We start from the raw sequence: 19592 nt of genomic DNA, 5'->3' as shown, positions 1-19592 counted from the left end.
GCCAGCGTCAATCGTCTTCCTTATAGCCATGCGAGGTTGCGATCAGCAGTATGGAGGCCTCTTCGGAAATGACCGACGAACGGCGCAGCCCGGCAAGACCGGATAGGACAATTGCGGAAGCGCTCTCGACGAATAGGCCCGCCATGGCGAATTCCCTTTGAGCGGCCATCGTCTCAGTTTCAGTGGGCGCGACAACGCTTCCGCCCGACATAGCAAGGGCTGCAATCGCCTGGTATGTGACCGTGTCACCACCAAGCGATTGCAGCCGCGACGTTCCCTTGAAGGATCCGGTATAGTATTCACCCTCCAACACGCGGGAAAGGCGAGGGAATGGCTCGGCAGCGTGGATGCGTGGCATCGTCTGGAGACGCCCCGAGGCGACCAAATCGGCATAACCTTTCACCAGCCCCCACAGAAGATCAGCACGCGACACGGGCACGACAATATCGGTCGGTTGTTCGCAGCCGAGCGACAGATAGAGCTCGAAGGCGATCGACCGCAATCCATCGACGGCAAACGGGTTGCTGCCAACCGCCGGCATCGTAAAATTCGTGGCCGGGTACCATTCTCCCGCCTCAACCCTTTGATTGATCAGTTCCCAGCGTGCGGCGACATCCGGCGCAATCACGATCCTTGCACCGCTCAGAGCGATCGAACGTTGCCACCGGCGCCCCATTGTTTCGGTTGTCACCACCACGCAGTCGATGCCCGCATTTGCCGCATAAGCGGCCATCGAAGCCCCCGCATTTCCGCTGGAGGCGACCGCCACTGTCGTCGCGCCGACATCCCGTGCTCTTCGGATAAGGCCCGCGCTCATGCGATCCTTGTGTGAGCCCGTCGGGTTGGCGCCTTCGCATTTGACGAGCAACCGCCTGACCTTGTTGCGTTGCGCCAGCACGGGCAAGTCGACCACGGGCGTCAAACCTTCCCCCAGCTGTCGCTCACCGGGATAGGCGAGCCAGAATGCCATGTCCTCTGGTGTGCACAGGCTGGGATATCGATCAAAATGAGGTGCGACGCTTGCCGGCTGCCCCGACGCCGCGCATCGCGGGCATCCGGTAAAATAATCCCCCATGGGCCACAAGCTGGCGCATCGAACGCACCGCATACCGGACAAGAACGGGCTCGGGGCACCGAAGCAAGGAGCCGGAAGCAATGACTCCGCCTTACACGCAGCCGTCATCACCGGCCTCCCTATCGCTCACGAGGGTAAAGAGTTCGTCGCCGCGTGCGACCAGAGCCGGGATATGCAGCGAAAGCACGCGACCGTGAAAAGGAATACGGATGTCGTCGGGCGGCGCCATCGGCATATCGGGAAAATGGATAAACCCCGCCACCTGGCCGGCATGAACAGTATCCCCCAACCCGACACACGGCTCGAAAATTCCCGCCGTATGAGCGTGAACACGACTGTCGAGATCCTTCGTTACCCAGCGGGTGCCGTTTGCTGGTACGGTGTCCTGGGGTGACAGGATATGAAGCTGCGCCAGAACCCGTTTGACGCCTTCTTTGGCCAGATCAAGCCCTAGGCGAGACACGGTTTCGCCGCCACCGAGTTCGGCTGTAAGGCACGCAACATCCTGGCGCAGGCATTCGCCCGCAAGTGTCAGACTGCCACCTCTTCCCTTGCCCTTGCTGACAAAACTCATCGGTGCACCGAAGGCCTCGGCAAGATCCGCGAGATCTGCGACCTCCTCTGGAGTTCTGCCTTCCTGCACGATTGCGCAGGGGACAAAATGCCCCGACCGTCCGCCGGCATGAAGATCGACAACCACATCCGCGAGCGGGAGAAGAACCGTACTGACATAGTGCGCGATGACCGCGGTCGGGCCGCCGGGCGCTGTGCCCGGGAAACAACGATTGAGGTTCGCGCCATCCAGCGGCGACGATCGGGTAGCGCTCATCACTGCCGGATAGTTGAGCGCCGGAAGAATGATGATGCGGCCACGCACCTGGCTCGCTTCGAGCTGTCGAGCCAGATGCATCAAACCGACAATGCCTTCGTATTCGTTGCCATGGTTGCCGCCGACAAGAATTGCCGTCGGGCCGGGCCCATTCCTGATGCAAATAACCGGGATGGGGACATAGCCGTAGCCATTTTTCTCGGTCGAATGGAACAGCCGCAGGAATCCGTCCTGCTTTCCATCCCGCTCATAGTCGATCGGCGTGACGATCGGCGACTGCGCCAATCTTTCGCCCAGTCCAATGACGGCGGTGGATCGGCGGTTGGGCATCAGTGCTCTCTGGAGCATGTCAGGCTTTGCCAAGGCGGTTTCCTCCCTTGCGGCGAATGAATTCGGAGATCAGGATGATCATGGTCATGAAGACAAAAAGAAGGGTCGCCACCGCCGCAAGACGCGGGCTCACCGAAAGAAGAGCGTCCTCATACATCAGCTTCGGAAGGGTCGTGATCCGCCCTCCGGTTACAAAAAGCGCAATCGTCAGCTCGTCGAATGAGACGATGAAGGCGAACATGAAAGCCGCGACGACGCCGGACCGTATCAGGGGGAAAGTCACCCGCCGGAAGATGACGGCATTGGTGGCTCCCATGGTGGCCGCTGCATGATCGAGGTTTCGATCGTAACCCTTGACGACGGCCAGCATGGTCACGACGACATAGGGGATCACGATGACGGTGTGGCCGAGGATGACGGCAATCGTCGTGCCGGCGATGCCGATGCGGGAAAACAGAAAAAACAGCCCGACGGCGACGAATATGTTGGGCACGATCATGGGTGCCACGACCAGCCCGAAAAGAGCCTGCTTGCCCGGGAACCGATCTCGCGCCAGAGCAAATGCGCAGGGCGTGGCAAACAGCATGGCGATGATCGCCGTCACAAGTGCCACCAGGAGGGACCGACCTGCCGCGTCGATCCAGATGTCGGACTGAAACACGTCCCGGTACCATTTCAGCGAGAACAGGCTCGGAGGCCAGGTCAGGAATGACTCGGATGTGAATGAAACCGGCACGACGAACAGCGTCGGGATCGCCAGGAAAGCCAGAACCATGGCACAGGCTGCGCGAAGTGACTTAGGCAAGCCGCCAGCCCCTCGACGCACATTCGGTCGCCCGGCAAACAGCGATATTGCCGTGTCGGTGACGGTTGCCAGAAATGCCGTCGCAAGATTGCCGATCCGAACGGCATATCTGCGCACGATACCAGCACCGGGATCGACACGCGACGACGCTCCGCCGCCGGGTTTGGACAGGCCAAGCACACTGTCGTAGACGAAAAATATGACAAGGAAGACGAGCAGGAGCAGAACCCCGATCGCGCCTGCGAACTGCCAGTTCAGCACTTCGCGGATCTGGAAAACGATCAGTTGCACAATCATCGTATCCTGCGGCCCGCCAAGCAGAGCCGGCGTCACGAAGAAACCAAGCGAACTGATGAAGACAAGCAATCCGGCAGACGCAACACCGGGCATGGTCAATGGGAAATAGATCCGCCAGAACCGTGTTCCTGCCTTGGCGCCCATGGTCGCGGCCGCTCGGGTGAGGTTTCGGTCGACACCATCCATCACCGAAAGCATTGTCATCGTCGCGATCGGGATAAGAGCATGGGTCATCCCGATCATGATGCCGGTGAAATTATAGATGAGCTGAAGCGGTGCATCGACGATACCCATTGCTTCCAGGATCTGATTGACGGCACCCTTGCGGCCAAGGATCACGTACCAGGCGAATGTCTTGACCAGGACGCTTGTCCAGAATGGCATCAGGACGAGAATGATCAGCCAGTTCCGCCGGGCCTTGGACGAATTCGAAAGAAGATATGCGACGGGATAGGCTGCGGCGAGGCAGAACAGTGTGGTGCACAACGCGACTTTAACAGTGGCCCATAGCACTTTGCCGTAAAGCGGCACTTCTGCCAGGCGTCGATAGTGCTCGAAAGTCATGGCGTTCTGGCGATCCAGAAAACTCAAACCCAGCAACATCGAGACGGGCAGGATGAACAGCCCGATCAGGAAAATGATGACGGGCAAGGTCTTGAGGTTGATCCCTGTCCATTTCATGGTCGTGCGTTGAACGGCGACGGCGCCGCGGGCAAGTTCGATGTCAGCCATTACGCCGCCTCCCGGTGATCGTCGTTGAGGACCCTGCCGACATCCGAGTTCCATCCGATCGTCAGTGCATCGCCCTTTGCGATACGGGGAGAGCGGCTGGTCAACGTCGACAGCTGCAGCACCGATGACGGGCCGAATCGCATGAAGAGCTTGGTAATCGCACCCGAGACAACAACCTCATCGACAAGGCCGCGAAACATGTTGTCCCTCGTCATGCCGTCGCCCAGAATTTCGATCGATTCCGGCCGTGTGAAATGCACCACATCCGCCCCGCGACCAATGAGCGAATTCGAACGCGTCTTGATCGTGCCGATACCGGGAAGCTCGATCAGTAAATTCTCGCCGTCCTCGCCACGGATCCGGCCGGCAACGAGATTGGATTCTCCGAGAAAGTCCGCCGCAAAGACTGTTTTCGGCTCGAAATAGAGATCATTCGGCGTTCCGATCTGCTCAATCGAGCCGCCATTCATCAGGCAGATGCGATCCGACATGACCATCGCTTCTTCCTGATCATGCGTGACGTACAGGACCGTCATGCCGAGCTTTTCGTGCAAGCGCTTGATTTCAAGCTGCAGATGGTCTCGCAGCTTCTTGTCGAGCGCACCCAATGGCTCATCCATGAGGACGATCGAGGGGCGAGCGACGAAGGCGCGTGCTAATGCGATCCGCTGCTGCTGCCCCCCTGACAGCTGATTGCAGTAACGGTCTCCGACATGACCAAGCCGGACCATTTCCAGCGCCCGCTCTATAGCCTCTGTCCGCTCCCCCTGGGGGATCTTTCGCATTTCGAGGGGGAAAGAGACATTCTGCGCAACCGTCATGTGCGGGAAGAGAGCATAGTTCTGAAACACCATGCCTATGTCGCGTGCACAGGCGGGGGCATGGGTCGCTTCGTTGCCGTCGATCCATATCTTGCCCCCGTCCGGCTCGTTGAGGCCGGCAACTGCCCAAAGAAGGGTCGACTTGCCGGACCCCGACGGCCCGAGCATGGTCAGAAACTCGCCTTCGGCGAGCTCGAGATCGACATGGTTCAGTGCGATGGCAGCGCCATAACGTTTGGTCAGGCCGCGTATGGCCAGCTTGTTGTTTCGTGTCGTCACTTTGGGATGTCCTGTCAAAAACCGGAGGAGGGACTGCGATGGTGACGCAGTCCTCACGACAGCTGCGCCTTAACCGAGAAGCCAGCTCTCGAACCGTTCCTGCGCAGCGGCACTGTTGGCCGCCCACCATTTCGCGTCCATCACGAACATGTCGGCGAAATATTTCGGGTTGGTGGGGAGAATGTCCGCCAGTTTGGTATCGATGTGTTCGAAGGCGCGGGGATTGCATGGGCCACTGGTCGAATGCTTGACGAACTCGGCCTGATTTTCGGCCGAGGCCGTGAACTCGATGAATTCGCGCATCAGCTCGACATTCGGGCCGCCCTTCAGAATGGCGAATCCGGCAAACGAGAACATCGCGTCTTCCCAGACGATCGTGACCGGCGCGCCGTCATCGATGGCGACCTGGGCACGCCCATTCCACGTCAAAACGCAGTCCACTTCGCCGGTCTTGAGCATCTGCGAGGTCTGGGCACCGCCGGTCCACCAGATGGGGATATCCTTCCTGATCCTGTCCAGGCTTTTGAAGGCGCGATCGAGGTCCAGCGGATAGAGATCTTCCTTGGAGACACCGTCGGCCAGTAGCGCAGGCTCGAGAACGCCACTCGGATGTTTCCGCAGCGAGCGGGTTCCGGGAACACCGGCCACGTCCCAGAAGTCTGCAAAGCTACGCGGAGGCGTCTTTCCCATCGTGTCGGTGCGATAGGCGATCGCCGTTGCGTACCCCATGGCGCCGACCAGATAATCGTCACGGAGCGTCTCGGGGATCTGAAGAGCATTGGGACCAAACCCGGCGGGGCCTGCAACGCGATCGAGATAATTGCCCTCGGTCAGGAGGACTGCATCGCTCATATCGAGAAGAGCGCCGTCCCAGGCATAATTGCCCGCTTCGACCATGGCCTTGATCTCGCCCGTCGGCCCGTGAGACGATTGCGTGCCGACAACCTCAATGCCGGTTGCCTTGCTGAATGGCTCAAAAAAGGCCTTTTTATAGGCCTCGCCTACAGGCCCTCCCGGATCGCGAATGGTGAGGCTGCGGCTTTGTGCTTGCGCCGTCTTCACGAATGGCGCCGCAAGCAGCGTCGCGGTGGAGCCTGCAAGAAATGTGCGTCTGCCGACGAGCGGGCTGTACATGCGATTTCGGTTTTCCATTGTCGTTCCCTTTTTTGTTTGCCCGCTCTCTGATGGCGGACCATTGGCGATCGTGAACCATGCTGACCGGCAGCCGGCTCCCCGGGCGCGCCTTTGGGCACGCACGCTCCGTGATCGAAGGCGTCGGGAGAAAAAGAGCCTGGAAAGCCGGTGCAGCATGGTTCGCTAAACCCAGGCCAGATTCAGCGAAAAACGGGGTTGCCGTCCAATCGAATTATGACGGCAATTGATGCATGAATGTAATATGAGCAGGCGCTTCCATAGGGCGCACCAGCAGTCAAATCGACGCGAAGCGATGTAGTACTTCGTCTCTCTCCTCCATCAGGACGCTCAAGAACTTGCGTGTAACGGCCGATTGCGGACGGCTGCTGGGCACGACGATCTGGTAATCGATCCTCACGGCTGGGCGGAACCGCCGCATGACCAAACCCTGTTCTGTAAAATCCGATGCGGCAAACGGGCTGATCACCGAAACACCCGCACCGCTGATCACGAAATTGCAGACCGTCGCTGCGAACTGGGTTTCGATATGCTGACTGAGCGCAAGCTCCGCTGCCTCGAAGATTGCATCGACCTGGCGCCGGGTGACATCATCCTTCACGAGCCCGATGAAGGGCATCTCGGCAAGATCGCTTGGCACGATCTCGTTTTTGGTCGAGAGCGCATGGCCGGCCGGCAGAACGCAGACCGCGTCGACACTGGCAAAATGCTGCGCATGATGATCGCTGTTGCTCGGCATCGCCGGCAGGAAACCGAGATCGAATTCCTGCGTCGCGGTGACCGCACGTACAGCACCCGAACTGCGAACCTGCAGCGATACGTCGACGCCGGGATAAAGCTCGCAAAATCTGCTGATGACACGCGGAAGGAAACCGAAACCAAGCGCAGGCAATGCGGTAATGCGCAGGTGGCCGGTGTTGAAGTTGCTGATCGTGTCGGCAATGTTGCGGAGCTTCTCGAGGCCGACAAATGCCCGTTTGACCTCCTCGTAAAATGCCAATCCTTCCGGGGTAGGCTGCAGGCCTCTGCCGACGCGGCGAAACAGCTTGAGGTTGGACACTTTCTCCAGTCTCTCGATTTGCCGGCTCACCGCGGGTTGCGACAGGTTGAGCAACTCGGCACCGGCGGTGACGCTTCCCGACCGCATGACAGCCTGAAACACCTCGATCTGCCTCAGGTTCATCGGTCGTCCCTCCGAAGAACCTCAGACAGCAAGGTGATGTGGGTTGCGACACCAGGTACTCGCGCTAATGCGCCATCCGGCAGCGGCGCAGGAATGGTAAAAACCGCACTGCAAACGATGAACAGCAATGATCGACCCCGAACCGTCCGGCGCGGGCGTGACGAAGGGCCATCTCGGTCCGGACGTTACCTTTGAGGCAGATTGCACGACGGTGGGTTCGCGCGGTCTCGGGATCGATGAAAGCGAACCGAATCATGACACACGCTCCGATCACGATCAATGCCGGATGCACACTTCTGCGAGTTGACCTGCCGGTGGCAAAATCCACGAATAGGGCGACAGACAACGGCGCCATCGGATGACGAGAGTGTTTCCGACGGCAGCGATCGAGACAAAGCGGAAGCGGGCTTGTGGCAAACGTGATCATCATTGTGTCGATCGACGCCGAGTTCTACCTCATCAGCCGGCACATCCTGGAGAGTGCGGGTTTCCAGCCCGTGCTTGCGGACAACAGTGATGACACCATTCGGCTCGTGCGTGACACCCAACCTTTGGCGGTGATCGTGGATTGTCGGTCAGATACGTTCGTCATGGCATCAGAGATTTTCCAGAGCTTGAAAAGCGTATCTGAAACCAACAGCACCATGACGGTTGCCCTGATCGGCAACGGGGCAGGAAAGGATCATCTGGACCTTCTCAAAGCTGGTGCGGATGAAATGTTGAGGCGGCCCTTTGCACCTTCAAAACTGCTTCAGCTTCTGGGCGAGGAGCGCGACAAAAACCTCTCGCTTATCCCAGATCAGGGGCATGAGACAGCTTTTCGCTACGCGGATCTGGAGCTGAAAATGTCAACGCATAGGGTGAGAAGGAGCGGCATTCTCGTCAGGCTTCCGACATTGGAATTTAATATCCTCAGACTGCTGATCGGCGAGCCGGAACGAATATTCAGCCGAGAGGAACTGATTGCGGGCGCATGGCCGCCGCGGGTTTATGTCGAACCGCGCACCGTCGACGTGCATGTCGGGCATCTTCGCCGACTTTTGATGGGGAAGGGTGGATCGGATCTGGTCCGGACGGTCCGCGCCGCCGGCTATTCTCTCGACAGCAACCCGCGTGACGAGGAATAGGTCGCAGCCGCAGGCATCACGTTCCGTCTCAGATCGGCATTACCTGCGCGCCCAGGAACTCAAAGGCCTGATCCAGCGCTTGCGTGGTTGCCGCGTGATCCGATGTCACGGCAATGACGTGGCCGACCCTATCGCGAAAATCGCCGTGCCGTGTGACGACAAAACCATCCGGTCGATAGATCTCGACATCAACGATGCCGGCGACAGAGGGGGCCATTCTGGCATTCGCTCCCCAATGGAGCACGCCGTCGGTCTCTGGATTGATGAAACGGATAGCCGCAACGTCCTGCCGCTGGCGCTCCAGATTGACCGTTTCGCCGATCGCAAGCCTGACCGTCTGCTCGACAGGATCAACACCATAGGCCAACCGCACCAGTTCCGGAATGAGTTCACCTGCCATGCGAGGATTGATTTCAATAATCACGGGACCTTCTGGTCCGATCCGTAACTCGGTATGGGCCGGTCCCCAATGGAGCCCAAGCGCGCGGATCGCCGTCCTGACGGTCGTGCAGATGGCCTGCGCAACATCAATGCCCAGCTTCGCCGGGAACACGTGGCCGGTTTCGACGAAGAATGGATGATGACCGAGTTGTTTGGTGGTGATGCCGATAATGTCGTCGCCAATTGTCTCGACGGAAAATTCCGGTCCGACGATATATTGCTCGACAAGAAGACCGGGTGAGCTCGTGAATTCTCCACTGTCAAGAATATGGGACGCCTGCGCCCCCACATCATCGAGCGTGGCGCATAACCGAACACCCATGCTGCCGGCACCGACTGCAGGCTTGACGATCACCGGCAATCCGATGCGTGCCGCGAATTCGATTGCGTCCTGCGCGCTTGTCGCGAGCAGATAGGCCGGCGATAGTAGACCGGCCTTGCGGATTGCGTTGCGTTGGTCGAACTTGTTGAGGCAGCGGGCAATGGCGTCGGGGTCCGGTCCGGGCAGGGCAAGTGTATTGCAGGCTTCCGCCGCGACCGCTGCAAAGGCGCTGGACGTGGTCAAAAGACCGCAAACCTCGTAGCCGGCGCCGAGTGCGCGGCAGCATTCGACGACGCGCTCCGGATTGCCCGTCTCGGCTGCGACCGTGACCAGGCCCGGCGTATCGACATGTCTGTAACGGCCGGCATCCTTGCTCAACATGATCGGCACGTGACCGAGATTGCGAATGGCACGATGAAACAAATGGCCGGAAAAGCTGCTTTCGATCGTCACGACGGCTTTTGCACTCATGTCATCACCTCTTCTGCTCTATCGGGAAGCGGCCGGCATCGGTCATTGAGGTTCGACCTTGCGCGGATCGTTCTGCGACAACACCTCAGTGAGATCGCGGCGCCGCCATTCGAAGCGGGACCAGCCATGCATCTCTACTGCGGGGGAGGGGACGGGGATCGGCTCCGCACGAGCAGGCGTCCCCCAACCGGAAATGTTGGCACGAAGCCAGCTCTCGTCGTAAGCGGTGTCGGCGTATCGATGTCCTTCGTCCGGGCAGATCGCAACGACGGTCTTTCGGGGGTTTCGATCCCGCCACCAGCGGGCAACCCTTGTCGCCACACCACTGGTCGGTCCCATGAACAGGCCGTGTGTGCGGTGAAGGTCATGCGTGGCGGTCATGATCTCTGCGGCTGTCAGCCAATGGACCTCGTCGAACTGGGTATGGTCGACATTGCCGGGACAGATGCCGCCGCCGAGACCGCTGACCTGACGCAGGATATTGGGCTGACCGAAAAGCACGCTGCCGGGCGTATCGACACCGATCACCTCAAGCTCCGGAAACACAAGGCGAAGATGGTGTGCCGTCCCGCACATCGATCCGCCGGAACCGACCGGGCCGACCAGGCAATCGATTGGCCCGACCCTGTCGATGATATGAGCGGCCACTTTGGAATAGGACATGGGATTGTCCGGATTGCTGTATTGCGCTGGCCAGTAGATTTCCGGATCATCCTGGAGGTGCTGCTGCAATCGCTCGAGCCGGGCCTGCTGATAGCCGCCCGTGGGATGCGGCGCCTCCACGATATCGAGATCTGTGCCGAGTTGGCTCAGGCGACATCTCAATCCACGGTCCAGCGCCCAGTCGCCAATGATCCGAAGGCGGTAGTCATGCCGCGCGGCCAGCATCGAGAGCGCCAATGCAAACGTCCCGGAAGACGATTCACAAATCCGGCCGCCCGCTGCGAGATCCCCGCGCTCGACGGCCCGTTCCAGCATGAAGCGCGCCGGCAGGAGCTTCATCAGAAAAAAACTTGCTGCGAAAAGACCTTCACCGAGCGGGACGATGCGCGGATTTTCAAATGCCTCAAGCCCACGAAGTTGCGTGTGTTTGACCATGCAAGCCTCCAGCGATTCATGCATGAAGAAGACGGTGGGGCAGCCCGAGTGCGCTTATGGAACGCTCGGCATGCGAAATGTTGTCGTCGCGGCCCGGGCTATCGGGATCGAAAAGCATACCGACCAGCGTCCCGCTATGGGCGACCTGAATACCGGCCGCATGGTTTTGGGAGGCGATACTGAACAACGCCTGCAGATGCGGTTTGGGAAGAAACCGATCGTTGATCCGGGCACTTGCCGAGGCCACACGACCCAACAGCCCGATATCCTGGCGGTCGATCGCAGTGCGCAAAAGGCTGCGTAGCGGACGAAACGCCTCGATTTCGGCGGAAGAATAGCGGGCAGGGCGATGATCCACCGTTGAGACCGTCGTTTCGGGCGCTGTGTCGATGCTGATGACGTCGATCGAGGGCAGATGCTTTCGGAAGGCCTCGATGACCGTGCCTTCGCGCTGCGCAAACAGGACGGCATTCTGCGCGAAAAGCGTTGAATCGCAGGCGGTTTCCGCAGCAACCGCGATCTTCATGATCGCCTCTGGAGCCGCGGTTTTGCCAAGACACCCGAGGACGGCAAGAATGCTCGCGACAACATCGGCCGTCGATGATCCCATTCCCTGGCCGACGGGAATGTTGGTGGCGATCTGCAGATGCCCCCCGCAGGACCTTTCCGAGAATGCAGCGAGCGCGAGCTTGCCGGCGCGCCGTGCCTTCTCGCAGGAGAGGGGTGCGACGGTCACATCGGCTGCTTCGGTCAACGTGAAAGTCGCAAGCGATGTCAGGGATGGGCAGGGGAGGGATAGAAGGCCACGCCGAAGCTTCCGGTCGCTGTCTTCAAACACCCCCTGCAGCAGCTCGCCGTGATGCGCGTGACCTGTTCCGGTGCCCCAAGGTTTCGACATTCTGCCTCCGTCCGAGCCTTCGTGCTGCAGGTGACCCGTCACCCGAAAAACCAGCGTCTCAAATGGACAGGGTGGCCGCCAGAAAGGGCGACACAAGTCTCGGCGAAATCTTGACGATGTCCGTATGACGATACGGCGATGCTCCGCGCCAAACCTTGCCGGTTCAGTCACGCTGCACGACATTCTAAACCAGCAGGAGGCCCGGGACTTACGGCTGCCCCATCTCTGACGATCCATGAATTCCTTCCCGGCAGCCTCACTTCGTGCTACCAGATGGTGTCATATTTTATGCATTGACCCGCCGCGACAGAACGCAGAATTTTCACCCATGATGAAATCATCCATCGACCATATGCCACCCCGTAAGCAGCGCGAACTCGCCAGGGTTCTCGAAATCCTGCACGAGGAGTTCGAGGATGCGCTCAAGGACGGCACGGCGGATTTCAAAAAGCGCGGGCGCATCTTGAAAATCATCCTGTTCGGGTCGTATGCCAAGGGCGGCTGGGTCGATGAGCCGTTCACGATGAAAGGATATCGCTCGGATTTCGACCTGCTGGTGATCGTCAACAATCGCAAGCTCTGTGACTTTGCCGAGTTCTGGTACAAGGCTGCCGACCGCCTGATCCACGACAAGGCGATCGAAACGCCGGTGAGTTTTATCGTGCATTCGCGCCGCGAGGTGAACGCCCACCTCAAGGAAGGGCATTACTTCTTCTCCGATATCCGAAAGGAAGGCATCGCCCTTTACGAGTTGGACGATGAGCCGCTGCAGGAACCACGTCCTCTGTCACCGGCAGACCAGCTGCGGATCGCTCAAGGGCATTTCGACCAACGAATTGGCGAAGCCAGTGCTTTTCTCGGCACTGCGCTCTTTCAACTTGGAAATGCCAAAGAGAACGGCATCTCTTGGCGCAATCTAGCGGCTTTTAGCCTCCATCAGGCACTCGAACAGGCGTATTCCTGCGTTCTTCTGACGCTGACCAACTACGGTCCGCCCTCCCACAACATCAAGCTGCTTCGATCGTTGGCGGAGGAACAGGACCGCCGTCTGGCGGAAGCATTTCCACGCGACCAGCATCGCGAACGAGCATGGTTCAACACGCTGAATGAAGCCTATGTGAAGGCACGCTATTCAAAACATTACGAGATCAGCGTCGAGGCCTTGTTTTGGCTCGGCCAACAGACCGCGCTGTTGATCGACCTCGTTCAAGCGGTATGTAGCGAACACCTCAAAGGCATTGCGAAAGCAGCTTGACATAGCACTATCGCGGCTGCGCGTCCTTTCGCTTTGCGCCGATTGCGGTCGTTGCCAGCAATGTCAGAACGCGCGAGAAGACGGTATTTCGAAGCGAAATTCTGCATAAGGAGATGACGATGGGCCGTTTTAGTGACAAACGCATTCTTATCACCGGCGGCACAAACGGTATGGGTTTAGTCGGAGCCCGGCGTATCATCGCCGAAGGCGGCTTGGTTCTTCTGACAGGAATGAACAAGGAGCGCCTAGCGTCTGCAAAAATGGAGTTTCAAGACAAGGCTGTCGTTATTGAAAACGACGCTGCGCAACCAAACGCTACGGCATTGGCGGAAGCTGTTGCCTCAGTAGGCCCACTCGATGGCCTGTGGCTCAACGCTGCATTTGCAACTCTGGGATCGCCGGAAGGACTGGATGCTTCGGAGTTCGACCGCATGATGGCGACCAACGTACGTGGCCCGATGTTGCAGCTCGCCGCATTATCTCCACACCTTGTTGCCGGAGCATCGATCGTCGTTACATCGTCCAGTTCGACCTACGAAGGAGCGGCGGCAACCGGTCTCTACGCGGCAACAAAAGGTGCAGTTATTGCGATGGCTAGGTCGTGGGCTACCGCGCTTGCGCCGCGCGGAATTCGGGTAAACACGCTCGTGCCCGGACCGATTGAGACCAATTTCCGCAGCTTTCTTCCAGACGAAGCACGGAAGGGATTCGAGAGCTTTGTTGTTGATCAGGTTCCTCTTGGTCGTGTTGGCACGCCCGAAGAAGCTGCTGCCGTCGCCCTTTTCCTTCTATCGTCGGACTCGTCCTACGTCACGGGAAGCCAATACGCGGTCGATGGCGGTCTGATCATGCAATGACCGGTTTGGGCAAAGGGCCGTCATGGCGCAGAAGTGCCAAAAGGAGACAAGGCGTGACGCTTCGGCAGCCGGTGCATAAGGACCACACATTTCGGACGCCCCAGGTGGCCGAGTGGCGTCCTGAAAGGTATCCAACCGTCAGGACCGGCGGTGGATTTCGGCCGCGCGGCCATTGTCACACTGTTCGCTACTTTTGAATGACGCAAAAGCGGTTTCCGTCCGGGTCAGCAAGGGCGACAAAGTCGGCGTGGGGCGGATAGTCCCGGCCAACCCTAGTGGCGCCGAGTTTCAGGAGCCGGTCAATCTCCTTTTCCTGGTCATCGGCATAAAGGTCTAGGTGGTGCCGGGGTCGTCTACCGGTAGCCGGCTCATCTGCTTTATCAATTGCAACCTGCACGCCTTCACCACTGGTTGGTACTAGCACCGCCCAATCGACTTCCGGCTCTTCTCGGGGCTTGTAGTTGAGCGCCGAACACCAGAACTGAACGGCTCTTGGCACATCTTCCACCCCCCAAACAATTGAACCAACTCGCAGCATCGTCCAATCTCCCATTAGAGTTTTCTTCTATGAATAACTCGGTTAAGATAAGATGGTTCTCCGGAAGGCCAGTGATACAGGCGGTCGCCAAAGGCAATCTCGTTCACGAACCTGCAAAATCTGGTCCGGTCCATTGTGCGCCGGAAGTCGACAGTTCCCTTACCACCCCAACGCGGACACTTGCAGACAGGTCCCGGGACACTGTTTCGGGCCGAAGCGGCTTTCTCCTTTGCGCCAAAAGGGTCATTGGTCGAACTCGCGTTCCTTGGAAAAAAAATCAAACCATGGTCGTCGTGATCGATTGTCCTCTTCAGGCAGAGTTTAAAACCATCTGGCGCTCACGGAGAGAATCGCTTTTTCGCATTCGGCTTTTGCCATCAATCCCTCGGAAGTGTTCACAGCGGAGATTAAGAGGACTGAGCAACAGCGATGGCTTGATCAGCGCTGTCGTTACTGATCGCAAGCCGGTCGAGGCAAACGAAGATTGAGTTTCGATGAAGCTTTGCTAGAATCACTGAAAATGGAGGGGGAGATGGCAGAACTTCAAGACAGCTGGCAATTCGATATGCGACCCGCATCTTACCGGTTAGTGGAGGAGCAAGGCAGATTGTTGCTTTCCACCTCAACCTCTAGTGCCGGCAACCAAACAAAACACGACGAGGTCTTCAAGTCGCATGCCGAAGCTACCTCGTTCGTATTGCAGCATGCCGGTGAAAAGCCCTTTGTCGTGCTGACCGAACATGATGACGGTCGCTACACTCTGGAAAGATACGAATAGCATGGGCATTGGGAGGTTGAGGAATGCATAAGAGCAAGCAGTTCACGTCTGACGAGCTTGGTGTTTTGTCAAAAGCCAGCATCCAAATATGCGAAGCTCTGCTCATCGAGCCGAATAGCGAACAGGCATTAGAGGTCAGGCGGCATCTATTCCGCGACTGTTCGGGCCAGGAACCTGTTGATGCGATTGTCGAGCGGTATCTATCGACGCGGGTTCGGGCGTAAACAAATGCGTCCGGAGCGAGGCATCGAACCCTAGGCATCATATGAGGACAGTAGGACTGGCGCTGACCGATACCGCTGACCTTGCATCTACTCATCCACCCACGATCTTCCGCAAATTTTCCGGCTGTTCGGCTTTTATTTGCTGCTTTCAGGCTTTTGTGATAACCGGCGTCGCGTCGAGCATGAAGACGATGCGGATGGCGATGATGAATTAGGCGAACCAGCGCTCTCCATCGGCGGTTCGCCAACGTGCACTGCACAGGAACGTCGGAAATTTGCCCGTGGGGCAAACCGGAAATCGCTGCTATCGCAAATGTCCTGTCGGCAATGCCGTCGTATATTTCACCTGATCGAGCGCGAAACTGGACCGGATGTTCGCAACGCCCGGGATCTGCGTCAGGCAGTCGAGAACAAAAGCCTGGTATTTCAGGAGGTCCTCGATGACGACGCGCAGGAGAAAATCAGCCTCTCCCGTCATCAGGTAACATTCCATCACTTCCGGCCGGCGGCTGACGGCACCCGTGAAAACTTCAAGAGACTGCTTGTCTTGTTTGGCCAATGTCACATGCACGAACACGTTCACAGCCAGGCCAAGCTTCAATGGATCGACAAGCGCCACCGAGCCACGCACGATGCCGGCAGACCGCATGTCAGAAACGCGCCTCCAGCACGGGGATGCGGACAAACCTATTTTCGCGGCGAGATCCGCATTGCTGATTTCGGAATTGCGTTGAAGCTCGTCAAGAATGCGCAGGCTTGCATCATCGAGCACCATATCCGACTGAGACACGTTTATCCTCATTTTTTAGCTTCCCCGGTACATTTATCCGATATTTCATCAAAACGCACAAAACGAGAAGAGATATTCCGAATATAGCCGGCTAATTTTGGTCATGCCAACCGGAGCGATCTTGATGAGCCTGCGCCAGCCCCTCACGACCAAGAAGACGCAAGTCAATCTCGCGACATTTGCGTGGCTGACAGCCATGGTGCTGCTATGGGGCCTAAGCTGGCCCGCCACCAAACTTGCACTCGGCACGGTGCCGCCCCTCTGGCTGGCGGCAAGCCGATTTGGCAGCGCAGCGGTCTGCCTTTTCCTCTTCTGCGCTCTGCGCGGCAGGCTGAAGTTCCCTCCGGTCAAGGACTGGTCGATCGTTGCGAGCATCGGTCTATTGCAGATGACCGCATTCTCCGGTCTTGGCATGATTGCGATGACGCATACGGATACAAGCCGCGCCGTTCTGCTTGCCTATACGACGCCACTTTGGGCCGTCCTGATGGGCTGGCTACTGTTCAAGCAGGTACCCTCCGGCAGGCAGCTGATGGCGTTGGGCGTCGGCTTGGCGGGGATCGGGATCATCTGCTCGCCGCTTGAGATTGATTGGACAAACCCGAATATCCTTCTGGGTTGTGCTTTTCTGTTGGCGGGCGCCGTTTGCTGGTCGATTGTTATTCTGCACATCAAACGTCATACGTGGGCCGCTTCACCACTCGATCTCGCGCCCTGGCAGATGTTGATCGCGACGATCCCGCTGAGCGCCTTTGCCTTCGCTCTGGAAGGGCCGCCCACCGACATCACCTTTGACAGGGAGCTTATCGAACTCCTTTTCTTCATCGGCCCCGTTGCGACATCCGTATGTTTCGTGATTTCAGCCGAATATGGACGCCGGATCACGGCATTCGCAATGTCCAATTTTACGCTCGGAGTCCCGCTGATCGGGATCCTGTCCTCGATCATGCTTCTGGGAAACAACATCACGCCGCCATTTGCGCTGGGCCTGGTCCTCGTCATCATCAGCATGATGCTTGCCGCCTGGGCCACAAAGCAATCTGCGGCCAGGTAATGCCAAGTTTTCCCTGCATCAGTGCCGATGGCCTCGCGAACCGGCAGGTTTCATCGCAAATGTTTGCGTGGTATTCGTAGCAGTTCTAGAAACGGCGGTATTGCGTATGGGCCTTGTGAGCATGATCCTTGAACGTCGAGAAAGTGGTGTCTCGAGCGTAGACCAGTTGTTGAATGAACCAGATGATCCCTCGGCAGATGGGCTCGCGACTAAGCCGTCGTCTCCAGACGCCAAAAACCTCCAAGCAGCAATCTCGCTTCGGACCTTCGCGATGAGGATCGACACGGCCAAACGGCGCGCTCAAAAGCTTGGATAATTTGGTCACTACCGTGTGCCCAGGAACCAGAGACAATGCGCGACGTTCATTGTGTACGCATAATTAACGTACGCAGAATCGTTTGCCAACTTGACGGGTACGTCATTTTGACGTACGAATTTCTGCGCTATTACACCGGAGCAGGAGGCGACTATGCTTGCTTTCAAAGATATGACTGCCGAAATCGATGAGCCCAACGACGCACGTATGAACTTCCGTACGAAGGCCCGCATCAAAACGGCAATTCAACGCGCTGCTGCGCTATCCGGTGTAGACGACACCGCCTTCACGATCAACGCCGCTTACCAATCCGCCATCGCGACAATTGCCGCTCATGAACGGACTCTTCTGCAACCGGGCGATCATGCTGCGTTTTTTGCTGCACTGGATAACCCGCCAGAGCCGACAGATAGACTTAAGGCGGCTTTCAAGCGTCACAGCGAGACTGTCGTTTCAAAATAATGCCGCAAAACGAAGCACCCAAGCCAATCATAGAGCCGCTCGATCCCCTTAAACATGATCGGGCGGCTTTCTCGTGCGGGATTGAGCAGGTCGATAATTTCTTTCATAAGACCGCAAACAAGCTTCAAAACAGCGACAATCTTCGTGTTTTCGTGATGACGCAGGACGGAGGCCCTGTGATGGGCTTTTACGCCGTCAACAGCCACGCTGTTGACTATACCGAGCTTCCGAAACGGTTCGCGCGCGACCGGCCCGGACATGGGTCAATTCCTGCGGCCTACATCTCAATGATCGGCCGCGATCTGAAATTCGCTGGCAGCGGATATGGCGGTGATCTGCTGATCGACTGCTTGACGCGAATAGTGCGTATCTCGGATGACATCGGTACGGCAATCGTAATGCTCGACGTCCTGAATTGCGGTGATGCAGAGCGGACCGAAAAACGAGTAAAGCTTTACAGTGATTACGGCTTCCAGCCTCTGTCAACAAATGCGATGCGGATGTTTCTCCCAATCGCGACGATCAAAAAGATGCTCGGCTAAACTCAGGGGCTCTTACAGTTTCCGACGACAGTAATTCGTCGGCTCCTTAAAACCTTGACAGATAAGACAGGTTCTTGGGTTCGTCCCCCAGCAATAGCAAACGAAAAATAAGCCCGCTGTCCTCAGTCCAAGCACAGAGGACGGGAACGACGCAAATTCAGGACCTTACCGTTTCCTTGGAGCTGAATAGTCGCAAGAGCACAATGCTGAAAAAGCTCAGAGTAACAGCCACCAGAATCGCGCCAAGTTGAAAGGCAGGCTGTCCGCATCCTTCCGCAAATCGCCCGCCTAACGCGCAGTGCCCTGGAGACGAGACAAATCCACACGGATCGTAGCAGTCCCGATGTCAGGTTCTTCGGTCGCCTTACCGGCATCTCGGACAGAAACTCGTTTGGTGACATCGACAGCTGAACCGGCGTCGTCCCTCGCTCCGACGGCGATCTGCCCACCCGGATCGCCGGCCTGAAACACATTTTCACCTTCGAACTCGCCGGTCCGCCACGCAAAGGTCGCATCCTCGAAGACCTGCGGGAAGACGTCGTTATTCGGGTTGCCATACCATTTGGCAACAATGCGAAGAACCTTGGCAAACATTGCCGTTCCCGCCTTCAGGTTTCCGCATGGTTCGACCAGATCAGGGGTGAGCTGAGAGACATCCGTTATGCCTATGCCAGCAGGCAGCTGCGTCAGCCCGACCCGAACGACCGCGTGGCCAACGTTCTGGTGGATAATGTCCATCGCCTCCTCCGGTGTCTTCGGCTTAGGAACGAGGATCAGCCGGCCGCCGGCCTTGACCGTCACGGCAAGAGGATCGGTCGAACCGACCGTCGCGACGAACTGCTCAACGATTGCAGGCTTCAAAGATGGATCAGCACATTGTTGGATCAGGGCAGCGTCCAGCATGGATGGTTCCTCA

The 19592-nt window shown here is 57.9% G+C and carries 20 protein-coding genes; 8 read left to right on the top strand and 12 right to left on the bottom strand.

Going from position 1 to position 19592, the window contains the following annotated elements:
* Positions 1-7 precede the first annotated feature (7 nt).
* The 6 genes from ACRQ1B_RS15585 to ACRQ1B_RS15560 form a co-directional block, all read right to left on the bottom strand.
* Positions 8-970 (bottom strand): threonine synthase, encoded by a 963-nt coding sequence (locus tag ACRQ1B_RS15585; protein WP_432294672.1) that lies wholly within the window; start codon positions 968-970, stop codon positions 8-10.
* Positions 971-1166: 196 nt separating this feature from the next.
* Positions 1167-2267 (bottom strand): succinylglutamate desuccinylase/aspartoacylase family protein, encoded by a 1101-nt coding sequence (locus tag ACRQ1B_RS15580; RefSeq protein ID WP_432294671.1) that lies wholly within the window; start codon positions 2265-2267, stop codon positions 1167-1169.
* Positions 2254-4068, bottom strand: coding sequence for an ABC transporter permease subunit (locus tag ACRQ1B_RS15575; RefSeq protein WP_432294670.1), 1815 nt, complete (start codon positions 4066-4068; stop codon positions 2254-2256). Before ACRQ1B_RS15575 ends, ACRQ1B_RS15580 begins: the two co-directional genes overlap by 14 nt.
* Positions 4068-5168, bottom strand: a complete 1101-nt coding sequence (locus ACRQ1B_RS15570; RefSeq protein ID WP_432294669.1) for an ABC transporter ATP-binding protein — start codon at positions 5166-5168, stop codon at positions 4068-4070. Before ACRQ1B_RS15570 ends, ACRQ1B_RS15575 begins: the two co-directional genes overlap by 1 nt.
* A 69-nt stretch (positions 5169-5237) precedes the next feature.
* Positions 5238-6320 carry an ABC transporter substrate-binding protein gene (locus ACRQ1B_RS15565; protein ID WP_432294668.1) on the bottom strand — a complete coding sequence of 361 codons (1083 nt, stop codon included), beginning with the start codon at positions 6318-6320 and terminating at the stop codon, positions 5238-5240.
* A gap of 277 nt (positions 6321-6597) precedes the next feature.
* Entirely contained in the window at positions 6598-7503 is a 906-nt protein-coding gene (locus tag ACRQ1B_RS15560) for a LysR substrate-binding domain-containing protein (RefSeq protein WP_432294666.1), read from the bottom strand.
* A gap of 410 nt (positions 7504-7913) precedes the next feature.
* Here ACRQ1B_RS15560 and ACRQ1B_RS15555 point away from each other — a divergent pair, with 410 nt between their 5' ends.
* Positions 7914-8630 carry a winged helix-turn-helix domain-containing protein gene (locus ACRQ1B_RS15555; RefSeq protein WP_432294665.1) on the top strand — a complete coding sequence of 239 codons (717 nt, stop codon included), beginning with the start codon at positions 7914-7916 and terminating at the stop codon, positions 8628-8630.
* Positions 8631-8658: 28 nt separating this feature from the next.
* Here the strand turns inward: ACRQ1B_RS15555 and ACRQ1B_RS15550 are convergent, their stop codons facing one another.
* From ACRQ1B_RS15550 to ACRQ1B_RS15540, 3 genes are read right to left on the bottom strand one after another with little or no spacing between them, the layout of a single operon-like run.
* Positions 8659-9864, bottom strand: coding sequence for an ATP-grasp domain-containing protein (locus tag ACRQ1B_RS15550; RefSeq protein WP_432294664.1), 1206 nt, complete (start codon positions 9862-9864; stop codon positions 8659-8661).
* Positions 9865-9906: 42 nt separating this feature from the next.
* The gene (locus ACRQ1B_RS15545) at positions 9907-10962 is read right to left on the bottom strand and encodes a pyridoxal-phosphate dependent enzyme (RefSeq protein WP_432294663.1); all 1056 of its coding nucleotides are present in this window, start codon (positions 10960-10962) and stop codon (positions 9907-9909) included.
* Between the two features lie 16 nt (positions 10963-10978).
* Positions 10979-11860, bottom strand: a complete 882-nt coding sequence (locus ACRQ1B_RS15540; RefSeq protein ID WP_432294662.1) for a GHMP family kinase ATP-binding protein — start codon at positions 11858-11860, stop codon at positions 10979-10981.
* A 328-nt stretch (positions 11861-12188) separates the two neighbouring features.
* On the opposite strand from ACRQ1B_RS15540, the gene ACRQ1B_RS15535 reads away from it, so the two are divergent.
* Positions 12189-13115 carry a nucleotidyltransferase and HEPN domain-containing protein gene (locus tag ACRQ1B_RS15535; protein ID WP_432295267.1) on the top strand — a complete coding sequence of 309 codons (927 nt, stop codon included), beginning with the start codon at positions 12189-12191 and terminating at the stop codon, positions 13113-13115.
* A 119-nt stretch (positions 13116-13234) separates the two neighbouring features.
* Positions 13235-13972: an SDR family oxidoreductase gene (locus ACRQ1B_RS15530; RefSeq protein WP_432294661.1), complete on the top strand. Its 738-nt coding sequence runs from the start codon at positions 13235-13237 to the stop codon at positions 13970-13972.
* A gap of 187 nt (positions 13973-14159) precedes the next feature.
* Here the strand turns inward: ACRQ1B_RS15530 and ACRQ1B_RS15525 are convergent, their stop codons facing one another.
* Positions 14160-14510, bottom strand: coding sequence for a VOC family protein (locus tag ACRQ1B_RS15525; RefSeq protein ID WP_432294660.1), 351 nt, complete (start codon positions 14508-14510; stop codon positions 14160-14162).
* 532 nt (positions 14511-15042) lie between these two features.
* On the opposite strand from ACRQ1B_RS15525, the gene ACRQ1B_RS15520 reads away from it, so the two are divergent.
* Both ACRQ1B_RS15520 and ACRQ1B_RS15515 read left to right on the top strand, forming a co-directional pair.
* Positions 15043-15288, top strand: coding sequence for a hypothetical protein (locus ACRQ1B_RS15520; protein WP_432294659.1), 246 nt, complete (start codon positions 15043-15045; stop codon positions 15286-15288).
* A gap of 23 nt (positions 15289-15311) precedes the next feature.
* Positions 15312-15512 (top strand): hypothetical protein, encoded by a 201-nt coding sequence (locus ACRQ1B_RS15515; RefSeq protein WP_432294658.1) that lies wholly within the window; start codon positions 15312-15314, stop codon positions 15510-15512.
* Between the two features lie 304 nt (positions 15513-15816).
* Here the strand turns inward: ACRQ1B_RS15515 and ACRQ1B_RS15510 are convergent, their stop codons facing one another.
* On the bottom strand, positions 15817-16287 hold the full coding sequence (locus ACRQ1B_RS15510; RefSeq protein WP_432295265.1) for an Lrp/AsnC family transcriptional regulator: 471 nt from the start codon (positions 16285-16287) through the stop codon (positions 15817-15819).
* A gap of 139 nt (positions 16288-16426) precedes the next feature.
* Between ACRQ1B_RS15510 and ACRQ1B_RS15505 the strand changes: the two genes are divergently transcribed.
* From ACRQ1B_RS15505 to ACRQ1B_RS15495, 3 genes are all read left to right on the top strand, one after another.
* On the top strand, positions 16427-17356 hold the full coding sequence (locus tag ACRQ1B_RS15505; RefSeq protein ID WP_432294657.1) for a DMT family transporter: 930 nt from the start codon (positions 16427-16429) through the stop codon (positions 17354-17356).
* A 469-nt stretch (positions 17357-17825) separates the two neighbouring features.
* Entirely contained in the window at positions 17826-18134 is a 309-nt protein-coding gene (locus ACRQ1B_RS15500; protein WP_432294656.1) for a type II toxin-antitoxin system TacA family antitoxin, read from the top strand.
* Positions 18134-18676: a GNAT family N-acetyltransferase gene (locus tag ACRQ1B_RS15495; RefSeq protein ID WP_432294655.1), complete on the top strand. Its 543-nt coding sequence runs from the start codon at positions 18134-18136 to the stop codon at positions 18674-18676. Before ACRQ1B_RS15500 ends, ACRQ1B_RS15495 begins: the two co-directional genes overlap by 1 nt.
* A 288-nt stretch (positions 18677-18964) precedes the next feature.
* Here the strand turns inward: ACRQ1B_RS15495 and ACRQ1B_RS15490 are convergent, their stop codons facing one another.
* Positions 18965-19579 (bottom strand): TraH family protein, encoded by a 615-nt coding sequence (locus ACRQ1B_RS15490; RefSeq protein WP_432294653.1) that lies wholly within the window; start codon positions 19577-19579, stop codon positions 18965-18967.
* Between the last annotated feature and the right edge of the window lie 13 nt (positions 19580-19592).

It is taken from the genome of Endobacterium panacihumi, from assembly GCF_050847465.1.
Lineage (GTDB): Bacteria > Pseudomonadota > Alphaproteobacteria > Rhizobiales > Rhizobiaceae > Neorhizobium > Neorhizobium panacihumi.
The sequence above is the reverse complement of the archived record's forward strand: the minus strand, read 5'-3'. Positions and strand labels throughout refer to the sequence as shown.

What these genes read in the sequence shown, in the direction of transcription:
- ACRQ1B_RS15585 (WP_432294672.1), bottom strand. Translation starts at nt 970, where the DNA reads ATGGCATTCTGGCTCGCCTATCCCGGTGAGCGACAGCTGGGGGAAGGT.
- ACRQ1B_RS15515 (WP_432294658.1), top strand. Translation starts at nt 15,312, where the DNA reads ATGCATAAGAGCAAGCAGTTCACGTCTGACGAGCTTGGTGTTTTGTCA.
- ACRQ1B_RS15490 (WP_432294653.1), bottom strand. Translation starts at nt 19,579, where the DNA reads ATGCTGGACGCTGCCCTGATCCAACAATGTGCTGATCCATCTTTGAAG.
- ACRQ1B_RS15520 (WP_432294659.1), top strand. Translation starts at nt 15,043, where the DNA reads ATGGCAGAACTTCAAGACAGCTGGCAATTCGATATGCGACCCGCATCT.
- ACRQ1B_RS15550 (WP_432294664.1), bottom strand. Translation starts at nt 9,864, where the DNA reads ATGAGTGCAAAAGCCGTCGTGACGATCGAAAGCAGCTTTTCCGGCCAT.
- ACRQ1B_RS15560 (WP_432294666.1), bottom strand. Translation starts at nt 7,503, where the DNA reads ATGAACCTGAGGCAGATCGAGGTGTTTCAGGCTGTCATGCGGTCGGGA.
- ACRQ1B_RS15565 (WP_432294668.1), bottom strand. Translation starts at nt 6,320, where the DNA reads ATGGAAAACCGAAATCGCATGTACAGCCCGCTCGTCGGCAGACGCACA.
- ACRQ1B_RS15545 (WP_432294663.1), bottom strand. Translation starts at nt 10,962, where the DNA reads ATGGTCAAACACACGCAACTTCGTGGGCTTGAGGCATTTGAAAATCCG.
- ACRQ1B_RS15505 (WP_432294657.1), top strand. Translation starts at nt 16,427, where the DNA reads ATGAGCCTGCGCCAGCCCCTCACGACCAAGAAGACGCAAGTCAATCTC.
- ACRQ1B_RS15525 (WP_432294660.1), bottom strand. Translation starts at nt 14,510, where the DNA reads ATGCTGCGAGTTGGTTCAATTGTTTGGGGGGTGGAAGATGTGCCAAGA.
- ACRQ1B_RS15540 (WP_432294662.1), bottom strand. Translation starts at nt 11,860, where the DNA reads ATGTCGAAACCTTGGGGCACCGGAACAGGTCACGCGCATCACGGCGAG.
- ACRQ1B_RS15495 (WP_432294655.1), top strand. Translation starts at nt 18,134, where the DNA reads ATGCCGCAAAACGAAGCACCCAAGCCAATCATAGAGCCGCTCGATCCC.
- ACRQ1B_RS15535 (WP_432295267.1), top strand. Translation starts at nt 12,189, where the DNA reads ATGATGAAATCATCCATCGACCATATGCCACCCCGTAAGCAGCGCGAA.
- ACRQ1B_RS15530 (WP_432294661.1), top strand. Translation starts at nt 13,235, where the DNA reads ATGGGCCGTTTTAGTGACAAACGCATTCTTATCACCGGCGGCACAAAC.
- ACRQ1B_RS15500 (WP_432294656.1), top strand. Translation starts at nt 17,826, where the DNA reads ATGCTTGCTTTCAAAGATATGACTGCCGAAATCGATGAGCCCAACGAC.
- ACRQ1B_RS15575 (WP_432294670.1), bottom strand. Translation starts at nt 4,068, where the DNA reads ATGGCTGACATCGAACTTGCCCGCGGCGCCGTCGCCGTTCAACGCACG.
- ACRQ1B_RS15510 (WP_432295265.1), bottom strand. Translation starts at nt 16,287, where the DNA reads ATGGTGCTCGATGATGCAAGCCTGCGCATTCTTGACGAGCTTCAACGC.